Genomic DNA, 13,409 nt, shown 5'->3' with positions numbered 1-13,409 from the left:
GAGCGCTTTCGCTAGTCGTGGTTGCTGCTGGAAGTGGGTGATCGATTCGGACAATGACAGCCTGCTTCGTTCTATCAGTATTTCCTAAAAAGGCTTATTGCGATCTGCGTGCAATTCGCTATTAGGATGTCTACAAAAGGAGCAGATTGGAATACGCCTCTCGATACCGGAGGAGAGGCGTTTGAACTCCTCAGGAACGCCCGGAAAGCGTGGATCTATACCTACATTCGTCATAATACGGACACCACGATTGACGATGTCGTCGACTCCCTTGAGATTCCACAGCGGACTGCCTACGACTATATCAACGATCTCGAATCTGCAGGGTTCATTGAGCAGTCGAACGAGGGACGACCGGCACGATATGCAGCTCGTGAGATCGATCTCCAACTAGTACAGGATGATGTCCAGCGGCAGATTACGCCAGCATTGATCGAGGCGATTGCACGCCGAGAGAAGGATGGCGATATCGATACGTACATCGAACGTCACGGCTTGGATGGGCTTGCGGTCGCTCTCGAGTATGCTCGGGAATATGCTGATGGATCAGTAACCCATCGAATTATGGCCCGGGAGCAGGAGATCTCATCGTTAGAAGCAGGTATCATTCTGGACGCACTTCGCCCCGTCGTTGAGGAGTGATTTGAATGGATGCCGACAGAGAAATCGTTTTTCTTGACTCGTCAGTACTCATCAGTTGTGGACGGCGAGGAAGCGGACGGTTTCAAGCGCTAGCTCGTGAAGCCAAGCAGCGAGATGTTGTATTTCGAATTTCTCCGCAAGTGTATGCCGAAGTCTCTGGTGAGACAGCGATCGATGGATACGAGTCAAGTGATCTTGCTGTCGACGAAGCATTGCGCGAAGGCTGGCTGAAAGTCACCGAAAGCCCATCCTATTCGATATCGGAAGTCTCGAAGATCATGGATCAGTCACGGAGATTCATCGCAACTGCCAGCGATCGGCCAGAAGATATCGTGGAAAAAGCTGACACAGAGATTATCGGATTATCACTCCAGATGTTAATTGACGGAACGGCTGACCAGGTCACTGTTGTAACAAACGATATTCCGCTCGGTCAAGCAACAGAGGCGTTGATTCCCAAGTACGGGTTCGCTGCCGACCAAGTGGCCTGGCTTACTGGTGGCGATCTTGCACCGGAACTCGATGAGGACTTCGTGCCTGAATTCGAATGACCCAATTCTGTTGAATATCTAGAAGGATATCTGCTTTCTTAAGTACAGATGATGCATCCTCACTCTACGATATTCTGGAGATAATCACATCGGATCTTGTGACCAGTATACGGAATTCACCAACCGAGAATCGAATCTCGAGATCAGTATCAGTTTGTGGGCCCGTCGAGTCTATGAGTCGCTCGAGGGCTTCGACGTCGATCACCCGCTGCAGTTGGTACTCGTCTCGATCGAGGCCCTGTTCCTCGAGTGCATTGAGGATCTCGAGCAGAAGCGGTCGATCACTCATCGTCGACCTCCTCACTGACGATGTCGATGATCTCCTGGGCGGTCGAACTGATTCGCTCAAGTCGGTCGAGGACCGTTTCGGGCTCGTCACCGTGCCACGCGGCGAGGTAAAACGCTGACCCACTGGTATCCAACTCGAAGTACCGTCCAACGATGTAGCCGACCGCTTCGGCCTCGAGTTCGCGTTTCGATCGCTCAGCCTCATCGTCGACGCCACTGTGTAACAGCGCATGCGCGTACTCGTGAACGAGCGTGACGGCAAGATCAGCGTCGTTCTCACGATCTTGGACGGCGACGCGTGGCCGTTCCGGCGGGCGGTACTCACAGACGCCCTTGGCGTTCCCATGCGACCAGTCCTGGGGTGGCACGACCTCTACGTCTACCTCGAGTGTGTCTGCTGCCTCGAGGAGTGCAGGAACTAACTCGTCAGCGTCACCTCTCGCTTCCGTCTCGAGGTCGGGCAGTGGCTCGCCATCAGTTTGTGAGATATCGAAGACAGGCGCTGGCCGAAAGCCCACGAGTCCTTTCTCCCAACTGTCCGGTGGTGTCTCGTTGTACTCACAGTCACTGCATTCGTGGTACGACAGCGAGTTCTCACAGTCAGGGCACTGCTTTGCAATGATGGGTGCCCAGATCCAGATCGCTGTCTCTCCTTCCTTCACGTGCCGGTCGAACTCGTTTTGCCATGTTCGATAGCCGGCAACGCGCGTTGCCTGCGGACACTGGAGTTTGATCAACAGCGTGTTTCGGTGCGAGTAGTCATGGAAGCAGCTCTGAACATCGAGCCATTCCTGGAATTGCTCACTCGAGACCGCGTCATCGACGTCCTCGATGAGGTCGTCAACCCAGCCTTCCATCGTACTGTGCATCTCCTCACGTCTGGTGTCCGAGTCGTCGAAGGACACCTTTGAACAGTCGCTCGTAGTCATCGTTTGTGACGACGGACGCTCAGTTCGGAGAACGCCCCTCACCCCTTTGGGGGAAGAAAAACACACTCAAGGAGCGCTCGAGCGGCTCCGTTACGAGTGTCATCTGGGTTACGACGAACGGGGTCAGGAATCGATCTCGAGTAACTCGTCTCGCCGACTGCGGAGCGTGTTCGGCGATGTGCCTGCGATATCGGCGATCCGTTGTTGCGAGAGACAGAAGCCGACTCGCTGGGCCGCGAGATAGAGACAGCCCGCTGCGACGCCACTCGGCCGGCAGCCGATCGTCATTCCGCATTCGCGTGCCTTCTGTGCGAGCTCGAGTGCTCGTCGACGAACCTGATCTGGAACCTCGAGTTCCGTCGCAAGTCTCGGAATCCGATCCGTTGCTGTAATCGGCTGTGTCGGCAACTCGAGTTCGACATTCATCACGGTGTAGGCGTTAGTGTGTTTCTGCTGATCACAGCGCGCACAGGCCGCGACTTCTGCCCGTGATCGTCCGAGTCCGTTACACCGAGTGGTTGCGTAGACACTGGCTGCAGCCACCGCCTCGAGCGATCGTCCACGACAGAGCTGTTCGGACTGGGCCGTTCGAAATAGCGAACACGCCTGGTCCCGAATACTCTGTGCGAGACCAAGACTCGCGACGATCCGCCGAACTTCACCGAGTCCATAGGCGAGGTTCCGTTCGGCTTTCGACTGCCACTGGGCACGGGATTGTTCGCGACGCAGCCGGTTCAATTGTCGGCGCTTCGTGCTCGAGAGGGTGTTTCCACGTCCGTCTTGCTTGTATCCAATCTCGGTGGAAAGACCTCGATCATGGCGTGTCGGTGTCAGCGGGGCGCCGGTCCCTCTCTTGGATCCCTGCTCGTCATGTCGACTCCAGTCTGGCCCTCGGTCTAGTTTAGTGCCCTCGAGGATACGTCCACAGTCCTCACAGACCGTCTCGCGGTCAGTCGTTCGAATGCTGCCGCCACAGTCGGGACAGGTAGTTGTAGTCGTCTGGACGTCTTCGTCGAACGCAGTTGTATAGATGTCTCTCGTTGCCATCGATAACTCCGAAGAGGACAACTGATCAGCCCCTTCACCGCTACTGGGGCGATAAACACCACTAGTTGATTCCAGAGCCCAGTAGAAGGGTCCGTGGTATCGGTGCCAAATTTCAGGCAGCTTCCCCCAATGAACACACCACGAGAGGGATGGGGCCTCTAACGCCGGTTTCTGACCGGCGTTTCTCGAGACATCAAACCCCAGCGGTACGCTTACTCACAGACAGCAACCAGCACCGAGCAGATCCACGCAGCGAGTGACCCTATTCGGTTCAAATCCAAAGTAGAGACGTCTCTAGTCACTTTACTCAGATTAACCGCATCGAGTCACCAGAATCATCTCCAATGATGTCTGTCAATCCGTAGACGGAGATCACATCAGTATAGCCCTGTGCAGTGACCGCGTTTTCGATCCCTTTCCGAGCTGGCTTATCATCGGTCAGTACGACCACGCCCTCTGTCGAACGATCCCTGACGTACTGGATAGCTAGCCCTGCTAGAATCGCATCCGTCTTTTCGACCTCGTGTTCGGGCTTGCCGGTTTCGTTCGCGATCGTTCTCGTGGCGATATCGCTTGCTGCGACCGCATCACCATCTGTCGGAGAGGGTGCATCGATGATTTCGGCCCATCCTTCATCAAGAGCCGTCCGCACACGATCCGTCTCTGACCCGCCAAGCTCTCCAATAACGCGCTGGGGGAGTTTGCACACGACATCAGCGTTCCGAACAGCACTCCGAAACCGTGCGTATCTCGGATTTGATGGATGTCCGATGGCAAAGAAGATGTTTGCATCAACGAAGACGTCCTGTTCGGAAGAGAGTGAATTACCTCGGCTCATTCAACGACCTCATTCGGGGGAATCCGACTCTGTCGGAGCACCGTCTACCTCATCAAGGGAAGGAAGATCCATCTGATCATGGACGTCCGGAAATAGATGCTCGAAGAACGGATCATGCGTTCGGCCAACAGTTAGCGCTGTCTCGAGCGCGTAGATGATCATCATCGCTTCGGTCTCGCGAACGTCAATATCGGTCGCGACCATTCGTTGGGTCGTCTTCCCAGCAAAGTGCAGCCCTGCACCTCGCAGCGCAGCGACGAGTTTGCCAGCACCGTAGCGGTCCATGAAATACTCGACATCCTCGTCAATTTCTTGGAGTGCAAGTGCGTGCAGGACCGTCGGCGTGATGACGATGGGGACGTACTGTTCGACGATGATGATCGGATCGGCCGTCAGCTGCTGGGGACGTGTCGAGTCATCTCGATCGACGAGACCGAGGTCAACGAGCTGATCGACGTACTCATAGGTCGTCGATTTCGATAGCTCGAGACCGTCCATAATCTCCGGTGGCGAAACGGGCCCCCAATAGCAGACGTAGACGTACACACGGGCGAGCGCTGGCTGGTTGAGCAGCTGCACGACCGTCTCGAGCTTCGGCGCGTTCTGGGCAAGCGCTGCTGGGTCGAGCGTCTCTTCATCCATGATGTCTGTCGGTGGGGGATCTAACACGTCAATTCCACCGTCGGGACGAATGCGATCCATATCGGTCATATCCGTTTGTTCGAAGTCCATGTACTTCAGACTAGCGCCGACTCTTCTCTACTGCTGGGAGACTATTTCTGGCGGAATTGCTAGATTGGCTTGAGAACGAAGTGGTCACACCGACACGCCACATCTCGAGTCGGATCGGATGTCTCTGGACGCGATCTTGATAATCGGCTTACGAGTTCCGTTCGGAGTTCCTCTCGGCGGAGTGTCTCAGTGTGCCAGCCGAGTCGAGCATTGTGATGTCGCTTCAAGAAGAACTCTCCTTTGGAATCCGCTACAGTATACTGTGTTCGTTTTTGACCCCAGAGATGTGACGAACGGTACTCAGCGCCGATATTTCCATGCGTGAGTTCAACGAGCACCCATTCGACGAACGAGATTATCGACGTAGTGCTTCGATCATTCGGAACAGAGAGTTGAGGAACGTCGCAGGATTCCCCAATTGTACGGTTTTGAAGCGGTTCAGAATCAGTACTAACTGGTTGTGATTTCTGAGAACTCATGGTTCACAGGGAGAATGATGGTACTCCCTCGCCCCTCTGGGGAGTCGATAAACCCGTCAGAGTGCTTTTGAACGGGTCTCAGTTGTCATCCCCGACGAACCGCCGTGCACGACCCCAGATCAAGTCACTGTCATCAGCACTTGCCTCATCCATCTTGGGGTTCGAAGACTGATCACGACGCTCGAGTGCCACCTGACAGTCACTGAGTTGCTCTCGAAGCGCTTCATTGGTCGCCTCAAGTTCGTCGATACGGTCGTCTTTCTCCTCGAGTGTTACCTCGAGTTCGTCGACCCGGTCGGTCAACAGTCGATTCTTCTCGACCAGATACGCATGATTCTGCGCTGGTTCGTCACGACTGCCGGCGGTCGACGACTCGCTCTGTCTGGAACTCGCTTCACTCGAGTCGTCTCGAGCGTCCGAATCGTAGAACTCGGAGGTGTTCGCAATCGCTCGTTCGATGGTCTTCTCCCCGTACGTCGACCCATCGGCGTAGTGGACCTCGTCCCATTTCTCCCGGAGCAATCCTGACTGGCGGAAGAGTTGATCTACTCGTGTGTGGTCGCCGCCAGTCCAGAACGCCAGCAGACAGCACAGTGCCATATCGGCTTCTGACTGGCTCTCGTATCCAGCCATGTTTCCGTTCCAGAGCCGCTCGAACTTTGACCCGTTCGACGCGTTTCGGGCCTTCTCGAGCAGTTCCTCGTCCTCGAGGTCAACGTCGACTGCACCGTTCGTTGCTGACTGGTCATTGCCAGCGCCCTGTTGCCCGGACTGCGACTTCACATCGCTATCGGTGTCCTGGACGTACTCGCGGTGGATCGCCACGAGCGCGTCCTGACGACGCGCGACGTGGGTGGGGGTTTCTTCGACATGGTAGCCAGTGACGGTGAAAAAGCGTGCGGTGTCGTACAGTTCGATGCTTCCACGCCGGTTCCGACCGTCCGGAAGTTCTCCCGTAATGAGTACGTGGTAGCCGGTTCCGGATGGCGAAATTTCCGTATAGGAGTCGAGTCGTTCGATGATATCCACTGCTGCATCGTCGACCTCTCCAGTCTCGGAATCACGGCAATCATCGAGATCTACGCCAACGATGGGGTCATCGTCAGTAAAGACAAAACCAACGCCATCAGCGTTCTTCGTCTCGGTGTATCCAATCGCTGTCTCAAAGCTGTCCCACGTATCCGGATCAGTTGCCGAGGCGAATGCTCCTGTTCCTGGCGTCACCGGTATCTTCGTTGGTTTGCCATCGCGCTCTTCCTCTCGCCAGCATACCCACTGCTCGTGTTCTCGCAAGCTAGCTGGCAACGCTGCTGTGTCGATTGAGGTGTCAGAACTCATCGTTGATCTCTCCGAGGTCCACTCATTGAGTCCTTCAAACAAACTATGTCATAATCTCGAGACAACTGCCGATAATCAATAGGCGACCCGGTCTCCCTGTCCCCGCATCGTTCTGCGGATGGAACCCAGTGTATACTAGTTGGTTTTGGCGGGTTATTTTGTGTGGACAACACTCCCGTCATGCGATTCTGCGTGGGCAGCTCTGTCCATGGAGCTCCCATGGATGTCCAGTCTGCGTGGACAGATGATACAGATACGGGATTCTGGATGTATAAGGAGCTATATCGGAGAGAATGGGGGACTCGATGCCCTCGAGCAAGGATACCCGTAGAACCTCTATCACAGTACATCATAGTTCTGTCAAGTATCATTGCTCGAGGAGTGTCTGCCCCTCTTCTGTCAGGGTGAGTCCGACGTAGAACTGTACGCGGTCACCGTCCACTCTGGACCGGTCGGTCTCGAGGTCGACGACGTTCCGCAGCTTCCGGGTGAACCAGCCCTTGGTTGTCCCGCATCCGTTCTAGTTTAGCAGATCGAGGTATCCAGAGACCCCAAGCTAGAACCGTCAGTAACTAGGAATGTGAGAATCCGGTGGAGAGTGTGTACAACCCACCGGACTCGGTAATTGTGAACCGAATTCAAACAGCGTTTCCATCCGATGAGTTGCGCGAGCGTGCTCGCGCAACGAATCTCATCCAGCGAGAGCGGAAACTCGACGTCGTCGCCCTATTTTACACGCTTTCACTCGGCTTCGCTGCCGGATCTGATCGATCCATTCAGGCGTTTCTCGAACGCTACGTCGAGATGGCTGACTGTGACGAACTCTCGTATGCGACGTTTCACGGCTGGTTCAAACCGGGGTTCGTTGCACTCCTTCGAGAGATTCTCGATGACGCCATCGAGAATCTCGACACGGGCCAAACCGAGCTTACCGGACGTCTCGAACGATTTCGAGACGTCCTCATCGTTGACGCTACGATCATCTCGCTTTATCAAGATGCCAAAGATGTCTACGCACTCGATGACGACCGAGCTGGGGCGAAACTCCATCTCACCGAATCGCTCTCAACGGGGCTTCCGACACGATTCCAGACAACCGACGCGAGCACCCATGAACGGAGCCAGCTACCCACCGGCGAGTGGGTAGCTGGCGCCCTCATTCTGTTCGATCTCGGCTACTACGATTTCTGGCTGTTCGACCGCATTGACGAAAATGACGGATGGTTTGTCTCTCGCGTCAAAGAAAACGCAGACTTCGAGATCGTCGAAGAACTCCGTACGTGGCGCGGGAACAGCATTCCGCTAGAAGGCCAGTCGCTGCAGGCCGTCCTCGACGATCTGCAGCGACAGGAAATCGACGTACAAATCACGCTCTCGTTCGACCGCAAACGAGGGTCGGGCGCCAGCGCGACCCGAACCTTCCGATTAGTCGGCGTTCGCAACGATGACAGCGGCGAGTCTCATCTGTACCTGACGAATCTCGACAGAGACGACTACCGCGCGCCCGATATCGCACAGCTCTATCGGGCGCGCTGGGAGATCGAACTGCTGTTCAAAGAACTCAAATCACGGTTTGGTTTGGACGAGATCAACACAACCGACGCTTACATAATCGAGGCGCTGATCATCATGGCAGCACTCTCGTTGCTGATGAGCCGGGTTATCGTCGACGAACTCCAAAAGCTGGACGCAAACCAGCGAGACTGCGCCGACGACGCCTCGGCGTCGTCGACGCGGCTTCCTCGACGACGATGTTCACACGCTGTCGAACGGCACGCGCATCTGATCCAGTTGTACCTGATGCTGGATCTGGGGTATGAGCTACCGGATCTCGATTCGTTGTTGCTGTGGTCGTCACGAGATTCAAATCCACACCGTCCGAGGTTACGTGAACAGGTAGAGTCAGGCGAGTCCTGGTAGAGAACTCGCCTGACGAAACGGGCTGGATCGCCCGGACTGATCAGCGACTGCTCTGGAACGGCGGCGCACTCACGACTGCGAGTGCGCCACCTTAGACGGGAGACATGACCAAGAACCGGCTGGTTTGCTGAAACAGCAGCTATCTCGGTATGATCGCGGTCAGACTCGACGCAATTTCGACGTGATCACCGTCTCAGTCTGTTGCTAAGCTAGAACGGATGGCTAACAGAGAAATCCCCTTGTTCACGGTACTCTGGCGATGTCGGTGGACGTCCAAGTTTTGTTGCGATTGTTCGGATGTCCTCTTTGACTTCCGTTGGTGGGATGTCGTATCTGTTGTTCGGTGGTAGGCCGATCGCCCGTAGTGCATCGGCCCAGGTACCGAACCGTTGCTTCACACAAGCTGCAGAATACGCACCTCGTTTATCCATCATCTTCGTTGTCGGTGAGCGTCCCGAGACGCTCGCCAGTCGCCGGAGTTCCGTCAGTAACTCTTCCCGGCTGATCTTGAGCTGATGCGCTCGTTTGTGACCGCCCTTTGCTCCTGGTGTTTCGAACTCGGCTCCACAGAGTTCACAGGTATATATTCGCTTCTCTGATTCCATCGAAGATCAGGACGCTGACGAAAGTCAGCGCCGCACCGCTTCCGGCGCAGAAAAACTCTCTCTGGTCGGTCTTTCGAAACTCGCCTCCGCGACTTCTTGACCTGAGTAACAAGGTCGTGGCTGCGCGCGCAGCGAAGCGAGCACGGAGCGGAGGGTGGGGAGGTGGGGTCCGGGTCGGTTCGGCACGTAGCAAAAAAGAAGGGTGCGACGACTGGCTATTCCCACCACCGACCGCGCTCAGGGAAGTGCAGGGTCGACCAGCCAGTGACGGCTACCGAGACGCGCCCGTTATACCAGTTCTTCGCCGCCCCGTGAATCCGCACGCGCTCGCCCTCTTCGATCCACGGAGCATCCGATGCCTTCCAGCTCGTCAGTTTTGTACGACCGCTCTCGTCCTCGATGAGCCCAACTTGAGCGATGCTCGGACTGGAAGGTTCCCACAACTGCGTCACAGTACCTTCGATGCTCACCTCTTTGCGATTGACGTCTTCGAGCATCCCAATGGGAACTACCTGTCCCGGCGCCGTCTGCAACTCCTTGAACATCCCGACGACTGAACTCGTCAGGTCTTTCCCACTGACTACGGCTTCACCCAGCCGCCGACCAATCGCTGCTCGCGACCAGCCATCCAGCTTCTCCGCCAGCCGCATCGACTGTTTGTTCACCGCCGCCAACTGCTCCTGCCTGAGTTCTGCACGAGGGTCGTCCCGCTCTGGGTCCGCCCACGGATCCACGCTCGCCGCCCGCTTTTGGAACTCTGCACGCCGCTCAGCGCTCCGCTTCGCTGCGATGTCTCGTGTCCGCTTCTCCCGACCTTCTTGCGTCCCCATCTCCGCCTTGGCACTGATGCGCTCCAGTTCAGCCTCCCGAGCCCGAATGCGCTCTTCCTGTTCGAGGGTCGCACCGTATATCCGCTCATCACTGGTGTCGACCATCCCGTCCGGGTGGTTCGCATCGACCTTTGCCTGCACCTCCATCTGCACCGTCGCCTGGAACTCCGGCGTCTCATCGACGATCTCGAAGCCCTCTTCATCGACCGCCGCTTCGTCCGCTTTTTCGAATGCCTGTTCATCGACCGAAACCTCATTACCGAAGACGTTCTTACTTGACATTGGTATCTCTCCAAGGTACCATCGAAGGCGCTCACTCGGCGTCTTCTTCCGACACCACGACTCTCCAGCCGTGGCTGTCCACAACGACCAACTCAACCATCTGCGCGCTCTCGCTCGCGCCTTCGTGAGCGCCCCCTGGGGCGCGAGCGAGAGCGCCAAAGGAAGGTCACCCAACCAGCACCGCGCGCCGACCCGCCCGGAGCAAGCGTCCAGCGGGATATGCCCGTTCGTGTCCGGCCCGATGCGGGGGACCGTGTCCAGGGCGACTGTCGTCGAGAACGCGCGCCGCTGTGTGGCGCGCGACAGCGCAGGCGGCACAAAGCGCTGGAACGCGAAAGCCCGCGAGGGGCGCAACCGACGGGGATACCCGCTGGCGTCGAGACCAGATTCATTTTAGCCCGGAACGGGCGCTCGCGGTGCGGAGAGCGCCCGCACGCCCGGAATGGTCGGTCGCGAGCGACGCGGAGGGCGGAAGCGGCGAGCGGGGCGTGCCGTAACATAGAACCTGTTCAACCGGGCTCGACGCTCAGTGACACAGCCGCTATCCTGGTGGACTAGAAAGGGCGAGGTCGTCTCGGTCGTCCCCCGACCCCACAAGCACCGCAGGCACGAGGAGCGCAGCGTGGGTCGCGGGATGCCGAGCGGCCGAGGGCTTTCACCCTGCACGTTCCCGTCTCGATAGCGTCCGTCGTGTGTTGCAAAATACCGAAGTCATTTATATATGGGTTCGATAGTATGCAACAGTATGCTCACAGAAGGCGAGGTTCGCGCCCTTACTGCCCTCCACGGTGAGCAGACGGTCTCTGACCTTGCAACGAATCTCGATCGGAGTCTCAGCTACACCTCAGAACTCGTCGAACGGCTCGAAACGGCTGGCCTCGTCGAGACACGCCGACAGGGGAAAACAAAGCAGATTCGACTGTCGGACGCAAAGGCCCTCGAGTTACTCACGGACCTCACCCAGCAGTATTCACACATCGACTGGCCGGAGCTGTTGTCAGGAGCAGCCCTCCGTGTCTGCTACTACCTTGATACCCCACAAACCGTGACCGATCTCGCACGCCACGCCGACGTCCACAGAAGCACCGTCCACCGTGCGCTTGCCCCGCTTCAACATCGCGGGATCGTCTACCAAACCGACGACGGTGCGTACGCACTGAATGACGACTTCGAGCAGCTGAGTGCATTCGCTCGTGAGCTTGCCCATCACGCCCACCGCCAGACCATCGAAGAACAGACCGACACCTACACGCTTCTGTGGGAATCCCTCGACGAGTTCCTTGTCCAGACGATGACTGAGATCACCGACGAACACTTCATGCCGACAGGACCAGATCAGTTTCAGCGATACGACCTCCCGCTGTTGGCACGTGACCGCAGACACTACCTCTATTCGGAGACGGCGGGCGATCTCTCCCCAGAGATGTTGTGCTGCCACATGCTCGTAATCGATTCGGGCGCACGGGCTCAGTCTTACTGTCTGCTCCTGCTCAGTCACGTCGACATCGACCGCGACGAACTCCGAACTCAAGCCGTCAAATACGGCGTCGAAGACGTCGTTGACGAACTCTGCACGTATCTTGACACCAGCGGTGACCAGCGGACGTCGCAACTCCCCGAGTGGGAGGACTTCCAGGAACTGGCTGAAGAGTACGAGGTGACGCTGTAAGCTACCACGGCCTAAAGGCCGTGGCGTTCAGCATGGACTCCCACTCGAACCGAATCTGGTACGGGAACTACCCCGTTCGTGTTCATCATCCCGCTGTTCAAGCGCACGCCTACGGGTGCGCCTCCCTCGCCCCCAGTCTGGTTGCGAAGGAGTTTCAGTCCGATGTTCTTCGCTGCGTTGTAGTCCGCGTGGTTCTCGTACCCGCAGTCCTGACAACAGAACGATTCCTGCGACGCTCGGTTCTGTTCGTGCGTGAACCCGCACGTCGAACACCGCTGACTCGTGTACTGTGGATTCACCTGCTTGACGGTAAGTCCATGTGCTTCTCCCTTGTACGCGACATAGTCGTAGAGCCGTCGGAACGCCCACGCGTGAAGCTTCTTGAGCACACCCATGCGCTGCCGGATATTTGTCAGGTCCTCGAACGCGATGGACGAACAACCATGCTCGAGGGCCTCCTCGATGATCTCGTTCGCAACACGATGCAGGAGTTGCTCGAACCGCCCAGTTTCCGTTCGACCCACCGACTGTACGTTCTCGTGTGCCCACCGCGAACCACATTCCTGGAGCGACCCGCGTCGCTTCTCGTACTCGCGATGCCAGTGGTTGAGTTCGTCCGCGCTCCAGAACGTCCCCGTCGACGTGACGGCGATGCTCTCGACCCCAAGGTCAACTCCGAGAACCGTTCCGTTCTCGGGTCGGTCGGGGACGTCCACGTCCGCCTTTGTTCGAACGTGGAGGAAGAACGAACCCTCCCGGTAGTGAAGGGTAGCACCAGTCGTCTCGTAGTCCTCGTTCGTGAGATACTGCGAGTGGGGCGTGTCATGGCTTTCGTCGGGAAGTTGGTATCCGACGGTGACGCGCCCATCAACAGTCGAGAGCGTCGCGTGGTCATCGTAGAACGTGGCGTTGCGGTGGTTGTACTCGCAGAACGGCGTCCTGAACGTCGGCAAGGACGCCGAGTCCCCTTGCTTCCACTTCGCCAGAGTGCTCTTGAGGGCATCAACAGCACGGTCGCGTGCAGACTGCACGTGGTTGCTGTGCAGCTCCGTTCGGTCACGGACGTCGCTGTACGTCTCTTCGTGGAGTACGCTCTTGCGAGTCTCGACCCACTCGCCGTCGTACGCTACGTCGACGACGTAGTTCGCAGCGTCAAGGAACTGTCGGATCGTCTCGTGAAGAAGGTCCGCGTCGCGCTCGTCGACGTCAAGTTTGACGGGAACAGTACGACGGACCTCCATACAACATCACAATACATA

Annotated in this window: 14 protein-coding genes; 4 read left to right on the top strand and 10 right to left on the bottom strand. The window is 57.1% G+C overall.

Annotation, left to right across the window (positions count from 1 at the left end; genetic code table 11):
- Nucleotides 1-126: 126 nt before the first annotated feature.
- Together NJT13_RS20575 and NJT13_RS20570 are read left to right on the top strand one after the other, a co-directional pair.
- On the top strand, nt 127-642 hold the full coding sequence (locus NJT13_RS20575) for a DUF7437 domain-containing protein (protein WP_254526014.1): 516 nt from the start codon (nt 127-129) through the stop codon (nt 640-642).
- A gap of 5 nt (nt 643-647) precedes the next feature.
- Entirely contained in the window at nt 648-1,193 is a 546-nt protein-coding gene (locus NJT13_RS20570) for a PIN domain-containing protein (protein ID WP_254526013.1), read from the top strand.
- A 64-nt stretch (nt 1,194-1,257) separates the two neighbouring features.
- Here NJT13_RS20570 and NJT13_RS20565 read toward each other — a convergent pair whose 3' ends face one another.
- The 7 genes from NJT13_RS20565 to NJT13_RS20540 form a co-directional block, all read right to left on the bottom strand.
- Nucleotides 1,258-1,482, bottom strand: a complete 225-nt coding sequence (locus NJT13_RS20565) for a HalOD1 output domain-containing protein (RefSeq protein WP_254526012.1) — start codon at nt 1,480-1,482, stop codon at nt 1,258-1,260.
- Nucleotides 1,475-2,410, bottom strand: coding sequence for an ArdC-like ssDNA-binding domain-containing protein (locus NJT13_RS20560; RefSeq protein WP_254526011.1), 936 nt, complete (start codon nt 2,408-2,410; stop codon nt 1,475-1,477). The genes NJT13_RS20565 and NJT13_RS20560 overlap by 8 nt, the downstream gene beginning before the upstream one ends.
- Nucleotides 2,411-2,533: 123 nt before the next feature.
- Nucleotides 2,534-3,457, bottom strand: coding sequence for a transcription initiation factor IIB (locus tag NJT13_RS20555; RefSeq protein ID WP_254526010.1), 924 nt, complete (start codon nt 3,455-3,457; stop codon nt 2,534-2,536).
- A 307-nt stretch (nt 3,458-3,764) separates the two neighbouring features.
- Entirely contained in the window at nt 3,765-4,295 is a 531-nt protein-coding gene (locus tag NJT13_RS20550) for a PIN domain-containing protein (RefSeq protein WP_254526009.1), read from the bottom strand.
- Nucleotides 4,296-4,304: 9 nt separating this feature from the next.
- On the bottom strand, nt 4,305-5,027 hold the full coding sequence (locus NJT13_RS20545; RefSeq protein ID WP_425499833.1) for a DUF7437 domain-containing protein: 723 nt from the start codon (nt 5,025-5,027) through the stop codon (nt 4,305-4,307).
- Between the two features lie 59 nt (nt 5,028-5,086).
- Nucleotides 5,087-5,506 carry a DUF8030 family protein gene (locus tag NJT13_RS23705; RefSeq protein WP_484549624.1) on the bottom strand — a complete coding sequence of 140 codons (420 nt, stop codon included), beginning with the start codon at nt 5,504-5,506 and terminating at the stop codon, nt 5,087-5,089.
- Between the two features lie 78 nt (nt 5,507-5,584).
- Nucleotides 5,585-6,844, bottom strand: coding sequence for a phage NrS-1 polymerase family protein (locus tag NJT13_RS20540; RefSeq protein ID WP_254526007.1), 1,260 nt, complete (start codon nt 6,842-6,844; stop codon nt 5,585-5,587).
- A gap of 591 nt (nt 6,845-7,435) precedes the next feature.
- Here NJT13_RS20540 and NJT13_RS20535 point away from each other — a divergent pair.
- On the top strand, nt 7,436-8,764 hold the full coding sequence (locus NJT13_RS20535; RefSeq protein WP_254526006.1) for an IS4 family transposase: 1,329 nt from the start codon (nt 7,436-7,438) through the stop codon (nt 8,762-8,764).
- Between the two features lie 209 nt (nt 8,765-8,973).
- On the opposite strand, the gene NJT13_RS23590 is transcribed toward NJT13_RS20535, so the two are convergent.
- Together NJT13_RS23590 and NJT13_RS20530 are read right to left on the bottom strand one after the other, a co-directional pair.
- Nucleotides 8,974-9,369, bottom strand: a complete 396-nt coding sequence (locus NJT13_RS23590; protein WP_425499832.1) for a homing endonuclease associated repeat-containing protein — start codon at nt 9,367-9,369, stop codon at nt 8,974-8,976.
- A 215-nt stretch (nt 9,370-9,584) separates the two neighbouring features.
- Nucleotides 9,585-10,481 carry an OB-fold nucleic acid binding domain-containing protein gene (locus NJT13_RS20530; protein WP_254526005.1) on the bottom strand — a complete coding sequence of 299 codons (897 nt, stop codon included), beginning with the start codon at nt 10,479-10,481 and terminating at the stop codon, nt 9,585-9,587.
- A 745-nt stretch (nt 10,482-11,226) separates the two neighbouring features.
- Between NJT13_RS20530 and NJT13_RS20525 the strand changes: the two genes are divergently transcribed.
- Nucleotides 11,227-12,150 (top strand): ArsR family transcriptional regulator, encoded by a 924-nt coding sequence (locus NJT13_RS20525; RefSeq protein ID WP_254526004.1) that lies wholly within the window; start codon nt 11,227-11,229, stop codon nt 12,148-12,150.
- Nucleotides 12,151-12,161: 11 nt separating this feature from the next.
- Here NJT13_RS20525 and NJT13_RS20520 read toward each other — a convergent pair whose 3' ends face one another.
- A complete protein-coding gene (locus tag NJT13_RS20520; RefSeq protein WP_254526003.1) occupies nt 12,162-13,391 on the bottom strand; it encodes an RNA-guided endonuclease InsQ/TnpB family protein in 1,230 nt (409 codons plus the stop codon).
- Nucleotides 13,392-13,409 lie beyond the last annotated feature (18 nt).

It is taken from the genome of Natrinema caseinilyticum (assembly GCF_024227435.1).
Lineage (GTDB): Archaea > Halobacteriota > Halobacteria > Halobacteriales > Natrialbaceae > Natrinema > Natrinema caseinilyticum.
The sequence above is the reverse complement of the archived record's forward strand: the minus strand, read 5'-3'. Positions and strand labels throughout refer to the sequence as shown.